This window comes from Streptomyces xingningensis, from assembly GCF_054957865.1.
This window is the reverse complement of record NZ_JBDJPF010000035.1, coordinates 18,819-37,949: the sequence shown is the minus strand read 5'-3', so window position 1 is coordinate 37,949 and position 19,131 is coordinate 18,819. Positions and strand designations below refer to the sequence as shown.

The window sequence follows — 19,131 nt, the reverse complement described above, 5'->3', positions numbered from 1 at the left end:
ATGTGCGGGATAGAGCCCCCTGAAAGGCGCAACATGACATTGCAGGGCCACTCGGAAATCAATCGCACATACTCCCGGCAACCCCTTCCTTGGGTGTTCAACCGGACACCGTCCGCCAGATGCAGTCAGCATGAGGCAGACGTCGATTGAGGAGACCAGCCGCCATGAGCGACCAACCCGCCGACACCCCGAATCCGGCGGAGCATGAGATCACTGCCAAGGTGACCGTCACCGGCCCCCGAGCTGCGCTGATCCGCGATCTGGCCGCCGTCCTGGGCCGCACCCCTGAGGCTCTGGCGATCGAGTGGGCGGCCGGGTCCCTCGTCCTCCCCGAAACACCGGTCGGTGAAGTTGTCAGCGCGGACGACTGGGGCCTTTTCAACGGCCCGACCGACTTGGCCGCACGCACCGACGAATATCTGCGTGCGGGGTTCGGGCGGTGAGCACCCCTCTGACCCACACAACTGCCGTTGTCGATACCTGCGTGTTGGTCGGCGCCTTCAACCGGAAGGGATCCGACCACGACAGGGTGGCAAGGGCATGGGTCACCCCCGGTCCCGTCCGCTGACCAGAGGCGCCATACCACTGCTCACCCCGACTGCTTGAATGCACCCATGCACGCAATGTTCGTCGGCGACTCCATGACCATCGGCAGCGTCGGTGACCTCACCTGGCGCTACCGCATGTGGCAGCACCTGTGCGCCACCTACGGCGGCCCCTTCCGCATCGTGGGCCCGCGCCGCGAGCTGTACGACCCGGCCACCGGCGAGGCCACCTCGCTCGACTACGGCTCCCCCGACTTCCCCGAGCGCTCCCGGGCGCATCTGGCCGGGTGGGGAGAAGGCTGGCATCACCTGGCGCCGGTCATCGGCGAGGCGGTACGCGCGCACCGGGCCGACACCCTGTTGGTCTCCCTCGGCCTCATCGACCTCGGCTTCTACACCGACGCCGGGCAGACCACCGCCAACGTCCGCCGCTTCCTCGCCGAGGCCCGCGCCGCCAACCCGTCCATACGGGCCGTGCTGCTGCCCGTCATCCACAACATCCGGGCCCTGAGCGAGCCGACGTTCGCCGCCGAATGCGAGCGCTTCAACGAGCTGCTCGCCAAGACCATCGCGGACCTGGACGCACCGGGCTCGCCGCTGCTGCTCGCATCGGTGCCGGACGGCTGGGACATCGACCTCGACACCTATGACGGCACGCACCCCAACGCCCGGGGCGAGCACCGCATCGCCGCCGCCTTCGCGGACGCGATGCACCAGGCGTGGGGAGTGGGCGGGCCGTACCACTGCGTAACCGGATGACCGTACGTATCGTTGTACTGCGCGGCTGTACGCGACCATGCGGCAGCGGGGAGGAGCGCCACGATGACCGTCGTAGAAGTAGCGACCGACAGGATCGAGATGGCCGACACCGGCGACGACAAGCTGGACCTGGACGCGATGTTCAACTGGCTTGAGAAGCTGCCCGTCCCCGAGGGAATCCACGCCGAGATCGTCGGGGGGAACATCTTTATGTCGCCGCAGCGGGACGTGCACTGGGAGATCATCCGCAGGATCGTCCGGGCACTGGAAGATCAGTTCGGCATGGGCGTGAAGGTGCTGTCCGATGTGCGGCTCGACTTCCCCGGGCACTTGAACGGCTTCGCTCCGGATGTCGCAAAGCTTCGCGACGATGCCACCAAGGGCGATAAGAAGCGCTGGCACAGCAAGGACGTCGAGTTCATCGCCGAGGTGATCTCCAAGGACACCGCCGCCAACGACTACGGTCCCAAGAAGATCGCCTACGCCACCGCCGCCGTCCCCGCCTATCTGATCGTCGACCCCTACACCGGACGGTGTCACCTGCACACCCAGCCCAAGGACGGCGAGTACATCAGCGAGCTCACCGTCGCCTTCGGGGTGCCGATCGACTTGTCGGAGACGCCTGTTGGGCTCACCCTCGCCACCGACGAGTTCCCCCGCGACTGAACAAGCCTCCCCCGCCGCGCCCTCGAAAGAGTCACCCTTGAGTCGATCACTCCCCAGGGCGTTGGCTAAGGGCCCATGGAGTACACGCAGCTCGGGCGCACGGGCCTGACCGTCAGCCGGATCGTCCTCGGGACGATGAACTTCGGACCGCGGACCGACGAACCGGACAGCCACCAGATCATGGACGCCGCGCTCGCCGCGGGCGTCAACTTCTTTGACACCGCCAATGTCTACGGTTTCGGCGAGGACCGGGGCCGCACCGAGACGATCATCGGGAACTGGTTCGCCCAGGGGGGCGGGCGCCGGGACAAGGTGGTGCTGGCCACCAAGGTGTACGGGGCGATGGAGCCGGGCGCGGAGAGTGAGTGGCCCAATCGGTCGCGGCTTTCGGCGTTGAACATCCGGCGCTCGGTGGAGGGAAGCCTCAAGCGGCTGCGGACGGACCACATCGATCTGTACCAGTTCCACCATGTGGACCGGGCCACGCCCTGGGACGAGATCTGGCAGGCGATGGACCTCCTGGTCCAGCAGGGCAAGATCCTCTATGTGGGGTCCTCCAACCACGCCGGGTGGCACATCGCGCAGGCCAATGAGACGGCCCGGCGGCGCGGGACCACCTTGGGGCTGGTGAGCGAGCAGTGCCTGTACAACCTCGCCGAGCGGCGGGCCGAGATGGAGGTGATCCCGGCGGCGCAGGCGTATGGGCTGGGGGTCATTCCGTGGTCGCCGCTGGCGGGCGGGCTGCTGGGCGGGGCGATCCGCAGGGCGGCGGAGACCGGGAGGTCGGCGGAGGCGCTGGCGAACACCAGGCTCCGCGATCAGGTTCAGGCATATGAGGACCTGGCCGACAAGTACGGCCTGGTGCCCGGCGAGGTGGCGCTGGCCTGGCTGCTCACCCGGCCCGGGGTGACGGGGCCGATCGTCGGGCCGCGTACCGCCGAGCAGCTCGGGTCCGCGCTGCGGGCGGCGGCGCTGAAGCTGCCGGAGGAGCTGTTGGCCTCGCTGGAGGAGGTGTTCCCGGGGCCGGGGGCATCGCCGGAGGCGTTCGCCTGGTGACACCGGCGAGCAGCCTGCGGGGGGTCATTTCACCGCTGCCACCACGGCGACGACGACAAGCATCAGGGCGAGCGCACCGGTCATGATCCGGTTCCTGGTCTTCGGGTCCACCCCTGGAGCCTAACCGCCCGGCTCAGTGCCCCAGGGCCCAGGCCCGTACGGTCTGGTACCCGGGGCGCTCACCGGGGACGCCGGAGCGGGGCAGCCTGCTGTGGATGAGCTCCAGGCGCTCGGCCGTCCAGGGGGCGCCGGTGAACTCGGCGAGCGCCTCCGCGTAGGGGCGCAGGCTCACCTTTCCGTCGGCCCGGGCCAGGGTGAGGTGGGGGTGGAAGGGGCGCGACTCGTCCACCGGTACCCCGGCGCGGCGGGCGCCCGCGGCGGTCGAGCGGGCGAGGCCGCGCAGGGTCTCCAGCTCGCCCCCGGCACCGGCCCACAGGGTGCGGTCGCCGAACCGGCCGCCGCCGGACAGCCGCAGCCGGTGCGGCGGGTGGTGGTGCGCGGCGCGGCCGAGGCGCTCGCCGAGTTCCGGGAGGAGGCCCTCGTCGACCTCGCCGAGGAAGGCGAGGGTGAAGTGCCAGCCGGCCGGGTCGGTCCAGCGCAGCCGGCCGGCCTGCGGGAGGGCGCGCAAGCGGCCGACGGCGGCGGCGAGTTCGGCCAGGGCGGATGCGGGCGGCGTCACAGCGGCGAAGAGGCGCATGGGATTAGTGTCGCGTGCATGGACACCAACGCGCTGGAGATCAGAAAGGGCGGGGAGGACGACCTCCCGCTCATCCTCGGCATGCTCGACAATGCCGTCGAATGGCTGGTGGCACAGGGCATCACGGGCCAGTGGGGCACCGAGCCCTGGTCGGTGCGGCCGCAGGCGGTCGAGCTGGTCGAGGGGATCGTCTCCGCCGGCACTCCCTGGCTGGCCGAGGCCGGCGGGATGCCGGCCGGGGCGCTCGTCCTGACCCCGCAACCCACCAGGTATGTCGCGCCGGCGGACGAGCCGGAGCGGTATGTCCAACTGCTGGTCACCGACCGGCGCTTCACGGGACGGGGCGTGGGCGCGGCGCTGCTGGCGCACGCCGTGGCGGAGACCCGGCGACAGGGCATCGGGCTGCTGCGGGTCGACTGCTACGCGGGTGGCGGGGCGAGGCTGGTCGACTACTACCGGGGGCAGGGCTTCACCCCCACGGAGACGTTGACGGTGGGTGAGAAGGAGGCTCCCGTGCAGGTGCTGGCGCAGCGGGTGTGAGGTGTCCGCCGGGGCGCGCCCCGGCGGACACCCCGGTGCGAAGCGGACACCTCGGTGCGAAAGCGCCTCAGGCCACCGTCATCGCAGCCTCCGGCCGCTCCGGTTCGCGGGGTATGAACTCCAGGTGCCGGTGGCCACGGCGCAGGTCGACCCTGAGCCGTACCCCCACCGAGCGAGCCAGCGCGATCCCCACGCCCACCGCGGCGAGCGCCGAGACCAGGCCGCCGGAGAGGAAGCCGATGCGCGCGCCATAGGTGTCGGTGACCCAGCCGACGACGGGCGCGGCCAGCGGGGTGCCACCCATGAAGACCATCATGAACAGGCTGATCACCCGGCCCCGCAGTGCGGGATCCGCGGCCAGCTGTACGCCGGAGTTGGCCGTGACGTTGATGGTCAGGCCGCACATGCCGATGGGCACCAACAGCACGGCGAACACCCAGAAGGCGGGGGCCAGGGCCGCCGCGACCTCCAGGATCCCGAACAGCAGGGCCGCGCCGAGCAGCAGCCGCCGACGGGAGCTGCCGCGGCGGGCCGCCAGCAGGGCACCGGCCAGGGAGCCGCTCGCCATCAGGGTGTTGAGCAGACCGTAGGTGCCGGCCCCGGCGTGGAAGACATCGTCCACGAACGCCGTAAGCCAGATGGGGAAGTTGAAGCCGAAGGTGCCGATGAAGCCGACCAGCACAATGGGCCAGATGAGGTCCGGGCGCTCGGCGACATGGCGCAGGCCCTCCCGCAACTGGCCCTTGCCGCGCGGGCTGCGCTCGGCGGGCTTGTGCAGTTCGCCGGTGCGTATCAGCAACAGGCCGGTGATGGGCGCGAGATACGACAGTCCGTTGCACAGGAACGCCGCGCCGCTGCCCACCGCGGTGATCATGGCTCCGGCCACGGCCGGGCCGATCAGGCGCGCGGACTGGAAGTTGGCGGAGTTGAGGCTGACCGCGTTGCGCAGGTCGGCGGGGCCGACCATCTCGGAGACGAACACCTGGCGGGCGGGGTTGTCGATGACGGTAACCAGGCCGAGCGCGAAGGCGGTGAGGTAGACGTGCCAGACCTGTACATGCCCGGAGAGGGTGAGCACGGCGAGGCCGAGGCCGGTGAGGCCGCTGGCCGTCTGGGTGATGAGCAGCAGCCGCCGCTTGGGCCACCGGTCGGCGAGGACGCCGCCGTACAGCCCGAACAGCAGCATGGGCAGGAACTGCAGGGCCGTGGTGATGCCGACGGCCGCGGAGGAGCCGGTGAGGCTGAGGACCAGCCAGTCCTGGGCGATGCGCTGCATCCAGGTGCCGGTGTTGGAGACCACCTGGCCCAGGAAGAAGAGCCGGTAGTTACGGATCCTGAGTGAGCTGAACATGCCCCCCTTGGGCGTCTGGCGCGGCAGGGAGGTGGTGCGTGCGTCGTCTTCGTGGTGGTTCGGTGCGGGTGCGGAGTCTGCTCCGGGTCCCGAACTCAAGGTGAGTTCGCCTCCTTTGACGATTTTGGCGGCTTCGATGATTTCGACGATTTCGACGATCCATCCGGTACCGGTACACGTCGGACTAGAGGTGCGCGAGCTTCTCCAGCACGGGCGCGGCCGCCCGCAGGGTGGTCCACTCGTCCTCGTCCAGCCGCCCGGCCAGCTCGGCGAGCCAGGCGTTTCGCTTGCGCCGGCTTTCCTCGAGCATGGCCTCGGCCCGCTCGGTCTGGGTGACCACCTTCTGGCGGCGGTCCTCCGGGTGCGGCTCCAGCCTGACCAGTCCCTTGGTCTCGAGCAGTGCGACGATGCGGGTCATCGACGGAGGCTGCACATGCTCCTTGCGCGCGAGCTCGCCGGGCGTGGCGGAGCCACAGCGGGCGAGGGTGCCGAGCACCGACATCTCGGCGGGGCTGAGCGATTCGTCCACCCGCTGGTGCTTGAGCCTCCGGGAGAGCCGCATCACGCCCGACCGCAGTGCGTTCACGGCGGCGGCGTCTTCGGAGGCACGGGACAGGTCCGACATGATTATTAGATTAACTCATTACTTCGTCTAAGGAAAGCGGACGGGCGTGCGACAGGGGCCCGGCCACCGCTGGACGGTGACCGGGCCCCTGCCCGGTGACTCGTGGTCGCTACTTCACGCCCAGCAGCTGCTCGATGGGGTCGAGCATGAAGTAGACCAGGAAGCAGACCCCGACCACATTCAGCAGCCAGGGGATCTCCCGCGCCCGGCGGTCGGCGATGCGCAGCAGGATGAAGGCGAGGACGCCGATGCCGATGCCATTGGTGATGGAGTAGGTGAACGGCATGGCGACGATCGTCAGGAACGCGGGGATCGCGATCGTGAAGTCGCTCCAGTCGATCTCCCGGACGTTGGCCGCCATGATCAGGAAGCCGACGACCAGCAGCGCGGGGGTCGCGGCCTGGGAGGGGACGACGGTGGCCAGCGGGGTGAAGACCAGGGCGAGCAGGAAGAGGCCGCCGGTCATCAGATTGGCCAGGCCGGTCCTGGCGCCCTCGCCGACGCCCGCGGTGGATTCCACGAAGCAGGTGTTGGCGGAGGAGGAGCCGAGGCCGCCCGCCGCGACGGCCACGCCGTCCATCATCAGGATCTTGCCCATGTTGGGCAGCTGGCCGTTCTTGTCGGTCAGTCCGGCCTCCTCGCCCACGCCGATGATCGTGCCCATGGCGTCGAAGAAGCCGGACAGCAGGACGGTGAAGACGAAGAGGCAGCCGGTGAGCCAGCCGACCTGGTGGAAGCCGCCCAGCAGACTGATGTTCCCGATCAGGCCGAAGTCGGGGGTGCCGACCACCTGGTCCGGGATCCGGGGCACGCTCAGGCCCCAGTTGACGTCGGGGATGACCGCGAGCTCATTGATCACGATCGCGATGAAGGTCATCACGACGATGCCGATGAGGATCGACCCGGGGGTCTTGCGGACGACCAGGATGAAGGTCAGCGCCAGCCCGGCCGCGAAGATCAGCACCGGCCAGCCGTGCAGCTGACCGCCCTGGCCGAGGCCCATCGGGACGGTGGTGTGGGCGCCGTCCGGGTTGCGGGTGACAAAGCCGGAGTCCACCAGGCCGATCAGCGAGATGAACATGCCGATGCCGATCGCGATGGCCCGGCGCAGCCCGTTCGGGATCGCGTCCATCACCCGCTGCCGCAGGCCGGAGGCGACCAGCACCATCAGCACCAGACCGGCCAGGACCACCATCCCCATCGCGTCCGGCCAGCTCATCTTGGGCGCGAGCTGGAGGGAGACGACGGCGTTGATGCCGAGACCGGCGGCGCAGGCGATCGGCACATTGCCGACGGCCCCCATCAGCACCGTGGTGAGCCCGGCCATCAGGGCGGTCGCCGTGACCAGCTGGCCGTTGTCCAGCTGGTGACCGAACTTGTCGTGGCCCGCCCCGAGAATGATCGGGTTCAGCACGATGATGTAGGCCATCGCAAAGAAGGTGGCCAGGCCACCGCGCAGTTCACGGGGGATGGACGAGCCCCGCTCGGAGATCCGGAAGTACCGGTCGAGGAGGTTGCCGGACGACGCCGGGGGCGGCTGCTGGGCGTCGACCGCAGCGGTGGCCGAGGAGGGCATCAAGGGGACCTCAGTCGTTTGGGCCCGTCCCGGAGAGAGGGCCTGAAGGGCAAAACAAATGGATCGTGATGGGAGGATCAAACAAAAGCCCTCCATCAGATCCGGGTCGTTTCAGTATGAATAAACAAAGCCCGAATTGCTATCTCCGCGCGTAGACCCCTATGGGTCAAGGGATCCGGGCAAGATCGGCGAGACCGGACGGACTAGGCTGGCCCGCATGACGAAGTGGACACCCACCCATGAGGCGCCGGAGCCCCTGGAGGGCAATGTCGTCGCCACCATCACCGGCGGCACCATCGTGTGGTTCGTCCTCTTCCTGGGCCAGCTGCCCTTCTACGGCTGGTTCGACGACCACGGCCATCTGTGGTGGCTGTGGACCTGCCTGGCCGGCGGCGGCCTGGGCCTGATCGGCATCTGGTACGTCCGCAAGCGGGATGCCGCGATCAAGCGGCACGCCGCGCGGCAGGCGGCCGGAAAGACGGCCGAAAGCCGCACCCCGGAAGGTGAAGCGGGCTGACGGCCCGTACCGTCGGAGGCATGAGTGATCCGGCGGAGACCGCAACGGGGGAACTCACCGGCCTCACCACGCGCGAGGTCGCCGAGCGCGTGGCCCGGGGCGAGGTCAATGACGTACCCGTACGGTCCTCGCGCTCGCTGTCGGAGATCGTCCGGGCCAATGTCTTCACCAGGTTCAACGCCATCATCGGCGTCCTCTTCCTGATCATCCTGATCGTCGGCCCCATCCAGGACGGCCTGTTCGGCTTTGTCATCGTCGCCAACACCGCGATCGGCATCATCCAGGAACTCCGCGCCAAGAAGACCCTGGACTCGCTCGCCGTGATCGGCGAGGCCAGGCCCACCGTCCGCCGGGACGGCCGGCCCACCGCCATCGGCACCGGCGAGATCGTCCTCGGCGACCTCATCGAACTGGGCCCGGGCGACAAGTGCGTGGTCGACGGCGAGGTCGCCGAGGCCGACGGGCTGGAAATCGACGAATCGCTGCTCACCGGCGAGGCCGACCCGGTGCTGAAGAAGCCCGGCGACAAGGTGATGTCCGGCTCGTTCGTGGTGGCCGGCGGCGGCGCCTTCACCGCCACCAAGGTCGGGCGCGAGGCCTATGCCGCCCAACTCGCCGAGGAAGCCTCGCGGTTCACCCTGGTCCACTCCGAACTGCGCACCGGCATCAGCCTGATCCTCAAGTATGTGACCTGGCTGATGCTCCCCGCCGCCATCGGCCTGATCATCAGCCAGCTCGTCGTGGAGCGGCACGACTGGCGGGAGGCCGTGCGGCGGATGGTCGCGGGCATCGTGCCCATGGTCCCCGAGGGGCTGGTGCTGCTGACCTCCGTCGCCTTCGCCATCGGCGTCATCCGGCTCGGCCGCAAGCAGTGCCTGGTGCAGGAACTCCCCGCGATCGAGGGCCTGGCCCGGGTCGACGTGGTCTGCCTCGACAAGACCGGCACCCTCACCGAGGGCGGCATGGACGTCAGCGAGCTGCGGCTGCTGGCCGCCGCCGAGGAGACCTACGTCCGCCAGATCCTCGGCGCCCTGGGCGACTCCGACCCCCGGCCCAACGCCAGCCTGCAGGCCATCATCGACGCCTACCCGGACGGCCAGGGCGGCTGGCGCTGCACCGAGTCGCTGCCCTTCTCCTCCGCCCGCAAATACAGCGGCGCCGCCCTCAACAGCCCCGACGGCGAGAGCACCAACTGGCTGCTGGGCGCGCCCGATGTGCTGCTGGCGGAGGGCGATCCGGCGCTCGGCGACATCGAGGGCCTCAACGCCCAGGGGCTGCGGGTGCTGCTGCTGGCCCGCACCGAGCGGGAGCTGGACGACCCACGGGTCGCCGAGGGCGTACGGCCCACCGCCCTGGTGGTGCTCGAGCAGCGGCTGCGCCCCGACGCGGGCGACACCCTGCGCTACTTCGCGGAACAGGACGTCGCGGCGAAGGTCATCTCCGGTGACAACGCCGTCTCGGTCGGCGCGGTGGCGGGCAAGCTCGGGCTGCCCGGCGCCGCGTCCACCATGGACGCGCGCAAGCTGCCCGCGAAGCGGGAGGAGATGGCCGAAGTCCTGGACCGGGGCGCGGTGTTCGGGCGGGTGACCCCACAGCAGAAGCGGGACATGGTCGGCGCCCTCCAGTCGCGCGGGCACACGGTCGCGATGACCGGTGACGGTGTCAATGACGTACTGGCGCTGAAGGACGCCGACATCGGGGTCGCCATGGGCTCGGGCTCCGAGGCGACCCGGGCCGTGGCGCAGATCGTGCTGCTGGACAACAGCTTCTCCTCGCTGCCGTCCGTGGTGGCCGAGGGGCGGCGGGTGATCGGCAACATCACCCGGGTGGCGACGCTGTTCCTGACCAAGACCGTCTACTCCGTGCTGCTGGCGGTCCTGGTCGTCTGCACCCGGGTGCCCTATCCCTTCCTGCCGCGCCATCTGACGCTGCTGTCCACCCTGACGATCGGGGTGCCGGCGTTCTTCCTGGCCCTGGCCCCCAACAAGGAGCGCGCCCGGCCGCACTTCGTGCGCCGGGTGATGCGCTATGCGATCCCGGCGGGGCTGATCGCGGGCGCCGCGACCTTCGCCACCTACCTCATCGCCCGGGGCTACTACGCGGGGCAGGACGGGGCGCTGAACGCGGAGACCAGCGCGGCGACGCTGACGCTGTTCCTGATCTCCATCTGGGTACTGGCGATCATCGCCCGGCCGTACACCTGGTGGCGGGTGGCACTGGTGCTGGCGATGGGGCTCGGATTCCTGATCGTGCTGGGGGTGCCATGGCTGCAGCGGTTCTTCGCGTTGAAGCTGGTGGGGGCCACACTGCCCTGGACCGCCGTCGGGATCGCGGTGATCGCGTCGGCGGTGCTGGAGCTCGCCTGGCGGTGGGTGGGACGGCGGTTCCCCGCCTGAAGGTCCGGCCGTTCGAGGTCAGGCAGCGTCGGTGGTCTTCTCCAGCTCGAGGAAGTTACGGATCTGCTCGCGGAGCTCGGGGGAATCGGCGTGCTTGTGCACGGAGACGGCGTGCTCGGTCGCGGCGCGGATGACTTCCTCTTCCTCACCGGAGATGGTGAGGGTGCAGTTGGTTTCGCTGGGGAATCTGCGGCAGTCGGCTACTTTTCTGGTCATGGCGGTCTCCTGGGGTGGCCCCGCTTCCAGGGTAGGCCGGGGGGGCTTGCCCCGGTCCCGCCCTTTCACCGTTTCTTGGGGCTGCGCCCCAAACCCCGCAGCACGCTGCGCGCGCTGTCCTCAAACGCCGGACGGGCTGAATGTGCCCTAGTCGAACCAGCGGGCCCGGGCCAGCTCATCGGTGCGGGAGGGATCCTCCAGCAGGGCCGCCGCCTCGAAGCGGCGTGCCCACTGGCCTGCCGCCCAGGCCAGGCCGGCGGCCAGGCCCTCCAGGGTGGTCGCGTGCAGGATGCCGTCGGGGCCGTGGCGCCAGTCCAGCTCCACGCCGTCGACGATCAGGTCCTCGTGCTCGACATAGGTGTCCGGCGCCGACGGCAGCAGGACCCGCACCCCCTCCGGCACCTGCCGGACCTCGCCCCCGCCGGCCGGGACCGGCGCCGGGACGGCCTCGCTCAGCCGTCGCACCTGCAGCAGCTCCGCCAGCGCGGCGGCCCGGTCCGGGCGCACCGGCAGCAGGCCGCGGCCGGTGGCGAGCGGCAGCAGGTCGGGGGCGTCCGCGACCAGCGCGTCCGCGGCGTCGACCACCCGCACCGTGCCGTCGACCACGGCGCGCAGCTCGTCCGGGAGCGTCACCTCGTCCGGATCCAGGGCGGCCAGCATGCCGTACAGGCCGTGCAGTTGGGCCGCGCGCACCGGGCGGCCGGGGTCCGCGAGGCGGGCCAGCAGCTCGGCCGCGCCGCCGGGCTCGTCCAGCAGGGCGGCCGCCGAGGTGCGTACGCCGAGCGCCCGCAGCACCTGCTCGTCCGCGAACCCGGCCGCGTCGACCGGCTCGTACAGCCCCTCCAGCAGGGAGTCCCGGAAGGACTCGGCGGCGCGCAGCCCGGCGGGGCGGCGGCCGTCCAGCACCGGGTGGCCGCGCAACCACCAGGCGGTGTACGGGCGTACGGATTCGGTCGTACCGTCCGGCAGCAGGACGCGCACCGGCGTGGTCAGCGCATCGCGCAGCGGGGGCCGGGCGAGCAGGGCGAGGGCCTGCGGCCAGGCGTCGTCGTCGACCAGGTCGAGGTCGCGCACGGCCACGATCTCGGTGGCGACCGGGGGCACGGGGGTGTCGGGGAGCCGGTCGAGGACGTCCTCGCACCAGACGTCCACCGCATCGAGCAGGCCCACGTCGTCGGGCTCGGCGAAGTCGTCGTCCCTGGGCTCAAGTTCATCGGGCTCGAGGACCACATCCGTGGCGCGCACCAGGGCGAAGTCGGCGAGCACCCCGACGGCGGTCAGCGGCTGGGCGCCCCAGCGCTCGGCGAGTTCCGGGTCACAGGCGGCGAGTTCGCCGGGGCGGATGACGCTCTCGAAGGGGCTGCCGGGCAGCACGAGTTCACCGGCCGGGGCGAGTTCGCCGTCCTCGTCGGGCAGGGCGAGCGCGGCCAGCCAGGGCTCGTCGCCGGGAGCGAGGTCGGCGTCACGGGCGAGCGCAAGGACGGTCTCCACCAGCTCGTCGTGGTCCAGGCCGGCTTGGTCGAGCACGGCCTCGTCCCAGATCTCACCGGCGTCGAGGGAGGCCGCGACGGCCGCCCTCACCTGCGGGGTGGTCAGGATCGCGCGGGGCGAGGAGGGCGTCGCGCCCAGCTTCTCCAGCAGCGGGTGGGCGGCGTCCGGGTGGACGACCTTCAGGCCGAGCCGGGCCAGCCGGGCCGCCTCGGCCGGGTCGGCGGGCGGCAGCAGCACCTGCCGGGGGCCGATGGCGGTGCGGCCCTCGGCCAGCGGGACGGGCAGTCCGCTCAGCCGGTCCGGGTCCACCCCGGCGAGGCTGTCGTAGAGCCGCCACCACCACTGCGGGGCGCGCTCCACCCCCGCGAGCCGGTCGACGGCCTCGCCCAGCGGCACCCGGTCGACGCCCAGCGCCCGCAATTCCGGGCGGCGTTCGAGACCGGCCGGAAGCAGACCGGGGAAGACCTCGCTCAGCACGGTCACGGTCTCCGCGCCCGCGCCCGCCACCACCTCGGCGTCCACCGGGCGCAACGCGACCGGGCCTTCGTCCGCTTCGCCCTGCTCGCCGTCCGGGGGCGCGGCGTTGCGCAGGAACGCCACCCGGGGCAGCCGCTCCAGCACCAGGCGGCGCAGCTCGGCGTCCAGGGCGCTCTGCGCCAGCGGGGAGGGCACCAGGTCGAGGGTGCCGGTGCCGAGCGGACGCCAGTCGGCCACCAGCTCGGTGTAGGCCTCCGCGGCGCGCTGCAGCAGGAAGTCGGTGAGCGGGCCCGGGGCGGTGTGGCGGCGGGTGGGCTCGAGCGGGAAGGTGGCGATGAGCAGGGCCGGGAGCCCCAGCGGTTCGTCGGTGGGGGTGGGTGCGTGCAGCACCGGCGCGGTGCGCGGTGCCCTCGGTTCGAGTTCGGCGCCCACCGGAACCGCCCAGGTCATCGACCAGTTGGGGCGCAGCCGCTCCTCCACGGGGCGGTCCGCGAGGAGCGCCGCGTCCAGCCGGCCGCCGGTTCGGTTGACGCGCCAGCGGGTGGGGGTGGCGCGGGCGGAGTCCTCGATGGTGATGCACCCAGCCTCCTGACGGTGCGTCAGTATGCGGGGGGCGGCGGACGGGGTCTCGACCACGATCTCGGTCAGGCCCGGCAGGGCCAGCAGCAGCGCGTCGTCGATTCCGGCGAGCAGCCGGGCGGCCAGGTCCTCGGCGGCGCCGTCCCGGAGCGGGAGGACGACCACGGTGTCATAGCCCTCCGGCGCGGGGCCCTCGGCGGGCAACGGGAGCCGGAGCAGGGGCACATGGCGCTCCCGGCGGCGGATCTCGCCCGCCAGGCCGGGCGCGTCCTGTGCCGCACTCTCCGCGAGCTCCCGGGCCTCGGCCAGCGACCAGCGGACGCCGCCGGAGCGGCCGAGCACGGCGGGTTCGTCGCTGACGGCGAGGACGGCGGAGAAGCCGACGCCGAAGCGGCCCACGGTGCCGGCGGTGTGGTCGGCGTCCTCGCGCTTGGCCGACGCGCGGAGCGTGGACAGCGACTCGACGCCCGCGGCGTCGAGGAGGGCGCCGGTGTTGGCCGCCGCGAGGACGGCCGGGCCGTCGTCGGTGGCGGTGTGCAGGGTCAGCCGGAGCCGGCCGGGGACACCCGCGCGGGCGGCGGCATCGGCGGCGTTCTGGGCGAGTTCGACGACCAGGCGGTCGCGGTAGCCGCCGAGCGCGAGGTCTTCCTCGGCGTTGGCGTCCTCCCGGAACCGGGCGGGGGAGGCGGCCCAGGCGTCCAGCACGCCGCGGCGCAGCCGCGCGGTCTCGAACGGGTCCGCGGTCGTGGCGTGCGCGATCGGTGTGCCGCTCACGGGTGGTCTCCCTGTCGTACGGTTGTCGGCGTCTATTGGCACCTGTTGGCGTCGCCTGTGAACGTACCGTGCCGGGTTGGCGGGTGGTGTGGGTGTGCCCCGGTCCCGCCCCCATGGCCTGAACAGCAATGGGGGCACCCCCATGACAGGCTGAAGGGCCGGAACCCCCTACGCGTGCCCCAGGTCCTCGTCCTCGTCCGGCTCCGCCTCGCCGAGCGGGAGGACGTCGACGACCGTCTCGTCGATCACCGGCGGGGCCGGCCGCGGCGGCTTGGGCATCACCGCGGCCTCGGAGTGCCCGCCGCAGCCGTACGACAGCGAGACGACATGGCCGTCCGCCGGGCCGAACTCATTGCCGCAGATGCCGAAGGCCTGGCCGAGCGAGCCGCCGATGGGGATCAGGAAGCCGCAGGTGACGCAGGAGGCCGGGGCGGCCTGGGCCATGGCGGTCTTGGAACCGTGGGTCTCGTCCCAGCGGTCGGCCGCGGTGTGCAGGCCGTACCGGGACAGCACCCGGGCCCGACGCATGCCCAGATCCTCGGCGAGGGAGGCGATGGAGCCGCGCGCGGGCGCGGTCGGCTGGGCGGAGGGCGGGCCGGCGGAGACCTCGGCGTCCTCGGCCTCGGCGAGCTCGGTCATCTCCGCGGAGACGGCGGAGTTCGGCGGCGGGGCGTCCTCACCGCTGAAGCCGGGCTCCAGGCGCAGGTCGTCGGCCTCGGTGGGGAGCAGGTCGCCGGGGCCCATGTCGCCGGGGCGCAGCCGCTCGCTCCAAGGCACCCATTCGGGGGCGAGCAGGGCGTCGGGGCCGGGCAGCAGGACGGTCTCGTCGAGGGTGACGGCCTTGGCGCGGGAGGCCCGGGCGACGGTGACGGCCCAGCGCCAGCCGCGGTAGCCGGGGTCGAGGCAGGCGAAGTAGTGGGTGACGACCCGGTCCCCGTCGGCGAGGGCCTCGACATGGCCGCCGACCTGCCCGGGCAGCGCGGCCTCCACGGCCGCCGCACGGGCCAATTCGACCGCCTCGGCGCACAGGCGGTCCGGGGTACGGCTTCGCATCGCAGCACTCACAAGAATCGATTCTCTCTTCCACGCCGTCTCACGAGTGCGCCAGCCGAGCGGCCGGGTCGGCGGACGGAGCGGACCAAAGGGCCGCGTCGACGTCCGCGCCCGAACGGCCTCGGGCGCACCTGGTCACGTCCATTCTGCGGGATCGAGACTCGGGGCGCTGCCAAGAACGACCGCCGGTGGCGCGTGAGGCACGCTACCTCGGGTGACCGCGTGGGGCATACCCGGGTTTCGCCGAGCGACCTCACAGCGCTCCGGTACGCCCCCGCGCACGCCCACCCGAATTGGGCGGACGCGCCGTGAGTGCCGTCGGTGCTCCGAGTTGGGGCAGTATGGCGTGGTGGGAGCCATCCGGTCAGCGAAAGGCGGCCCGCTCCGCCGTACCGGCCGGAGTGTCGGCCGCGCTCTGCGCAGTCCCGTCACGGCGGCCGCCCGGGGCGTCCGCAGGGCGACGAACGCGCATGGTGCGGGCGAGTCCGGCCTGGCGAAGCTGATCGAGCTGCATGCGGTGAACTCCGCGGGCGACATGATGATCACGATCGCGCTGGCCTCCACGGTGTTCTTCTCGGTCCCCACCGACCAGGCACGGGGCCGGGTGGCGCTCTACCTGGCGGTCACCATGGCGCCGTTCACCCTGCTGGCGCCGGTGATCGGGCCGCTGCTCGACCGGCTTCCGCACGGCCGCCGGGCGGCGATGGCCGGTGCGATGCTGACCCGGGTGCTGCTGGCGCTGATGATGTCGGGGGCGGTGGCGAGCGGTGGCCTCGAGCTGTACCCGGCGGCGCTCGGGGTGCTGGTGGCCTCGAAGGCGTACGGGGTGGTGCGGTCGGCGGTGGTACCACGGTTGCTGCCACCACGGATCTCGCTCGTGAAGGCGAATTCCCGGGTGACGCTGGGTGGCCTGCTGGCCACGGGGGTGGCGGCCCCGCTGGGTGCGGGGCTGCACCAGCTGGGACCGGCGTACCCGCTGTACGGGGCGTGCCTGGTGTTTGCGTTTGGCACCTATCTGTCGCTTTCGCTGCCGCACAAGGTCGATTCGGCCAAGGGCGAGGCGCGGGCCCGGCTGGCCTCGGCGGACCACCGGCACCCCCGGGTCCGGCGGCGCAAGCCCGGCCTGCGCAATGTCGGCCCCTCCGTGCTGCACGCGCTGCAGGCGAACAGCGCGCTGCGGATGCTGTCCGGGTTCCTCACCTTCTTCCTGGCGTTCCTGCTGCGGGTGCATCCGCTGGACGGGCTGAGCCCGGCGTTCTCGCTGGGCCTGGTCGCGATCGCGGCGGGCGCGGGCAATGCGCTGGGGACGGCCATAGCGGCGCTGCTGCGCTCGCGCGGCCCGGAGAAGACCATCGCCATGGTGCTGACGGTGGCGCTGGGCACCACGATCGCCACCGCGGCGTTCTACGGCTGGTTCTTCGTGGTGATCGTGGCGGCGGTGGCCGGGATCTCGCAGGCGCTGGGCAAGCAGTCGCTGGATTCGCTGATCCAGCGGGATGTGCCGGAGGAGGTGCGCACCTCCGCGTTCGCCCGCTCGGAGACGGCGCTGCAGATGGCCTGGGTGGTCGGCGGGGCGATCGGGATCCTGCTGCCGCTCAACGGGGTGCTGGGCATGTCGGTGGCGGCGACGTTCCTGGCGCTGGGCGTGGCGACCGCCGTGCGGGGCCTGCTGACGGCCGCCCGGCGCGGCTCGCCGCACCCGCGCGTGGCGTGACCGAAGTGGCCCGATAGCCTGCCCGCATGACCGCTGCGTTTTTCCGGGGCAGGCGCCAGCGCGCCGCTGCCGCCGTCGGTGCCGTAACCTTCGGGCTTGTCGCCCTCTCCGCCTGCGACAAGCCGACGCCGCTGGCGACGGTGACCGTCGGATCGACCACGGTGACCTCGGAGGCCGCCTGCTACGAGGACGGCGAGAGGCTCGACAACAAGGCGCTGGGCAAGTGCCTCGCCGAGGGGTCGCCCAAGACCATCAAGGTGAAGCCCGGCGAGAAGGTGCGGGTCGGCGTCGACACCAAGCTGGCCGACAAGGGCTGGATGGTGCTCAGCAACGGTGCCTCACTGACGGACCGGCTCAAGCTGTCGTACACGTCGCTGGACAACCAGAACGTCTTCTACGACCCCAGGACCCGCCAGGCGGTGCCGTCCACGCTGCTGTCGGTCATCACCAGTGACGGCGTGTGGAACTTCAAGCTCGAGACCGACAACGGCTGATCCGCGGCGAGGGTCCGGTGATGCGCGTACTGGTCGTGACGGCGGTGACCGCCGAGCGTGACGCGGTGACGTCCGCCGCGCCGCGCGGCCCAGTGGAACTCCCGCTGCCCGGTGGCGCGGTGCTGCACCGGGTGACGGTGGACGGCCCGGGCGCCGTGCGGCTCGAGGTGCTGGCCGCCGGGGTCGGCCCGGCCGCCGCGGCGGCGGGCGCGGCCACGGCGCTGACCGCGGCGGCGCTCGCCGGCGACCCCTACGCCCTGGTGATCTCGACGGGCATCGGCGGCGGTTTCGCACCCGAGGCGCCGCTGGGCGCCCTGGTGGTCGCCGAGCGGATCGTCGCGGCCGATCTGGGGGTGCGGACCGGCGACGGCTTCCTGCCGGTGACCGAGCTGGGCTTCGGGGTGGACGCGCACCGGGTGCCGGAGGAGCTGGTACGAGCCGTGTCCCAGACCGTCGGCGCGCTGCGCGGCGATGTGCTGACCGTCTCCACCGTGACCGGCACCGCCGAGCGGGCCGAGGAGCTGGCGGCGCGTCATCCGCGGGCGCTGGTGGAGGCCATGGAGGGCTTCGGGGTGGCCGGGGCCGCCGCCGCGCACGGGGTGCCGGCGCTGGAGCTGCGGGCCGTCTCCAATGCGGTCGGACCGCGCGACCGGGCCGCCTGGCGCATCGGCGAGGCGCTGGGCGCGCTGACCGACGCCTTCCGCAGGATCTCACCGGCACTCGCCGAGAAACCCGAGGTGCGCTCATGACCGGGCCGATCCGGATCGCCTATTCGCCCTGCCCCAACGACACCTTTGTCTTCGACGCCTGGGCCCACGGCCGCGTCCCGGACGCGCCCGCCCTGGAGGTGACCTTCGCGGACATCGACCTCACCAACGGCATGGCCGAGCGCGGTGAGTTGGATGTGCTCAAGGTGTCGTACGCGGTGCTGCCCTGGGTGCTGGAGGAGTACGCGCTGCTGCCGTGCGGGGGTGCGCTGGGGCGTGGCTGCGGGCCGCTGGTGCTGACCAGCCGGCCGGGCGAGGCCGCGGAGCTGGCCGGGAAGACGGTCGCGGTGCCCAGTGAGCGGTCCACCGCGTATCTGCTGTTCCGGCTGTGGGCGGCGGAGGAGGTGCCGGGGGACGTCGGCGAGGTGGTGGTGCTGCCGTTCCACGAGATCATGCCGGCGGTGCGGGACGGCAAGGTGGACGCCGGCCTGGTGATCCACGAGGCGCGATTCACCTATCAGAACTACGGCCTGAACTGCCTGGCCGACATGGGGCGGCACTGGGAGCAGACCACCGGGCTGCCCATCCCGCTGGGCGCGATCATCGCCAAGCGCTCGCTGGGCGCGCCGATGCTGCACCGGCTGGCCGGGGCGGCGCGGGCATCCGTGCGGATGGCCTGGGACGACCCCGAGGCATCGCGGCCGTATGTGCTGGAGCACGCGCAGGAGATGGACCCGGCGGTCGCCGACCAGCACATCGGGCTGTACGTCAACGAGTTCACCGCGGACCTCGGCGAGGACGGCTATGCGGCGGTGCGCGGGCTGCTGACCCGCGCCGCGGCCGAGGGACTCGTACCGCCCCTCGGCCCCGACGCGCTCAGCTTCCCCTAGTGCCGCGG

At 71.8% G+C, this 19,131-nt stretch carries 18 protein-coding genes; 11 read left to right on the top strand and 7 right to left on the bottom strand.

The genetic code is table 11. The annotated features are described in order from the left end of the window. The first annotated feature begins 164 nt into the window (after positions 1–164). The 4 genes from ABCR83_RS19325 (at position 165) to ABCR83_RS19310 (ending at position 3,026) form a co-directional block, all read left to right on the top strand. Complete coding sequence (locus tag ABCR83_RS19325; RefSeq protein WP_462696313.1) at positions 165–443, top strand: hypothetical protein; 279 nt, start codon at positions 165–167, stop codon at positions 441–443. A gap of 171 nt (positions 444–614) precedes the next feature. Next, entirely contained in the window at positions 615–1,304 is a 690-nt protein-coding gene (locus ABCR83_RS19320) for a GDSL-type esterase/lipase family protein (protein WP_462696312.1), read from the top strand. Positions 1,305–1,367: 63 nt separating this feature from the next. After that, positions 1,368–1,970: a Uma2 family endonuclease gene (locus tag ABCR83_RS19315; RefSeq protein WP_462696311.1), complete on the top strand. Its 603-nt coding sequence runs from the start codon at positions 1,368–1,370 to the stop codon at positions 1,968–1,970. A 75-nt stretch (positions 1,971–2,045) separates the two neighbouring features. Then, positions 2,046–3,026, top strand: a complete 981-nt coding sequence (locus ABCR83_RS19310) for an aldo/keto reductase (RefSeq protein ID WP_462696310.1) — start codon at positions 2,046–2,048, stop codon at positions 3,024–3,026. 133 nt (positions 3,027–3,159) lie between these two features. Here the strand turns inward: ABCR83_RS19310 and thpR are convergent, their stop codons facing one another. Further along, complete coding sequence (gene thpR / locus ABCR83_RS19305; RefSeq protein WP_462696309.1) at positions 3,160–3,723, bottom strand: RNA 2',3'-cyclic phosphodiesterase; 564 nt, start codon at positions 3,721–3,723, stop codon at positions 3,160–3,162. A gap of 18 nt (positions 3,724–3,741) precedes the next feature. On the opposite strand from thpR, the gene ABCR83_RS19300 reads away from it, so the two are divergent. Then, the gene (locus tag ABCR83_RS19300; protein ID WP_462696308.1) at positions 3,742–4,263 is read left to right on the top strand and encodes an N-acetyltransferase family protein; all 522 of its coding nucleotides are present in this window, start codon (positions 3,742–3,744) and stop codon (positions 4,261–4,263) included. Between the two features lie 67 nt (positions 4,264–4,330). On the opposite strand, the gene ABCR83_RS19295 is transcribed toward ABCR83_RS19300, so the two are convergent. The 3 genes from ABCR83_RS19295 to ABCR83_RS19285 form a co-directional block, all read right to left on the bottom strand. Then, the gene (locus ABCR83_RS19295; RefSeq protein WP_462696307.1) at positions 4,331–5,713 is read right to left on the bottom strand and encodes an MFS transporter; all 1,383 of its coding nucleotides are present in this window, start codon (positions 5,711–5,713) and stop codon (positions 4,331–4,333) included. Between the two features lie 85 nt (positions 5,714–5,798). Then, positions 5,799–6,239, bottom strand: coding sequence for a MarR family winged helix-turn-helix transcriptional regulator (locus ABCR83_RS19290; protein WP_462696306.1), 441 nt, complete (start codon positions 6,237–6,239; stop codon positions 5,799–5,801). 109 nt (positions 6,240–6,348) lie between these two features. Then, positions 6,349–7,815: an NCS2 family permease gene (locus tag ABCR83_RS19285; protein ID WP_462696305.1), complete on the bottom strand. Its 1,467-nt coding sequence runs from the start codon at positions 7,813–7,815 to the stop codon at positions 6,349–6,351. Positions 7,816–8,032: 217 nt separating this feature from the next. On the opposite strand from ABCR83_RS19285, the gene ABCR83_RS19280 reads away from it, so the two are divergent. Together ABCR83_RS19280 and ABCR83_RS19275 are read left to right on the top strand one after the other, a co-directional pair. Beyond that, the gene (locus ABCR83_RS19280) at positions 8,033–8,332 is read left to right on the top strand and encodes a DUF2530 domain-containing protein (RefSeq protein ID WP_462696304.1); all 300 of its coding nucleotides are present in this window, start codon (positions 8,033–8,035) and stop codon (positions 8,330–8,332) included. Between the two features lie 20 nt (positions 8,333–8,352). Further along, positions 8,353–10,728 carry a cation-translocating P-type ATPase gene (locus tag ABCR83_RS19275; protein ID WP_462696303.1) on the top strand — a complete coding sequence of 792 codons (2,376 nt, stop codon included), beginning with the start codon at positions 8,353–8,355 and terminating at the stop codon, positions 10,726–10,728. Between the two features lie 18 nt (positions 10,729–10,746). Here ABCR83_RS19275 and ABCR83_RS19270 read toward each other — a convergent pair whose 3' ends face one another. From ABCR83_RS19270 to ABCR83_RS19260, 3 genes are all read right to left on the bottom strand, one after another. Beyond that, the gene (locus ABCR83_RS19270; protein WP_462696302.1) at positions 10,747–10,944 is read right to left on the bottom strand and encodes a DUF1059 domain-containing protein; all 198 of its coding nucleotides are present in this window, start codon (positions 10,942–10,944) and stop codon (positions 10,747–10,749) included. 147 nt (positions 10,945–11,091) lie between these two features. Further along, positions 11,092–14,265, bottom strand: a complete 3,174-nt coding sequence (locus ABCR83_RS19265; protein WP_462696301.1) for a sacsin N-terminal ATP-binding-like domain-containing protein — start codon at positions 14,263–14,265, stop codon at positions 11,092–11,094. 168 nt (positions 14,266–14,433) lie between these two features. Next, on the bottom strand, positions 14,434–15,318 hold the full coding sequence (locus tag ABCR83_RS19260; protein ID WP_462696300.1) for a DUF3027 domain-containing protein: 885 nt from the start codon (positions 15,316–15,318) through the stop codon (positions 14,434–14,436). Between the two features lie 349 nt (positions 15,319–15,667). On the opposite strand from ABCR83_RS19260, the gene ABCR83_RS19255 reads away from it, so the two are divergent. Genes ABCR83_RS19255 through ABCR83_RS19240 form a run of 4 tightly spaced genes read left to right on the top strand, consistent with a single transcriptional unit; the run spans position 15,668 to position 19,123 of the window. Next, positions 15,668–17,032: an MFS transporter gene (locus ABCR83_RS19255; protein WP_462696299.1), complete on the top strand. Its 1,365-nt coding sequence runs from the start codon at positions 15,668–15,670 to the stop codon at positions 17,030–17,032. A 26-nt stretch (positions 17,033–17,058) separates the two neighbouring features. Beyond that, positions 17,059–17,526, top strand: coding sequence for a DUF2771 domain-containing protein (locus tag ABCR83_RS19250; RefSeq protein ID WP_462696298.1), 468 nt, complete (start codon positions 17,059–17,061; stop codon positions 17,524–17,526). 20 nt (positions 17,527–17,546) lie between these two features. Next, positions 17,547–18,275, top strand: coding sequence for a futalosine hydrolase (locus ABCR83_RS19245; RefSeq protein WP_462696297.1), 729 nt, complete (start codon positions 17,547–17,549; stop codon positions 18,273–18,275). Further along, the gene (locus ABCR83_RS19240) at positions 18,272–19,123 is read left to right on the top strand and encodes a 1,4-dihydroxy-6-naphthoate synthase (protein ID WP_462696296.1); all 852 of its coding nucleotides are present in this window, start codon (positions 18,272–18,274) and stop codon (positions 19,121–19,123) included. The genes ABCR83_RS19245 and ABCR83_RS19240 overlap by 4 nt, the downstream gene beginning before the upstream one ends. Positions 19,124–19,131 lie beyond the last annotated feature (8 nt).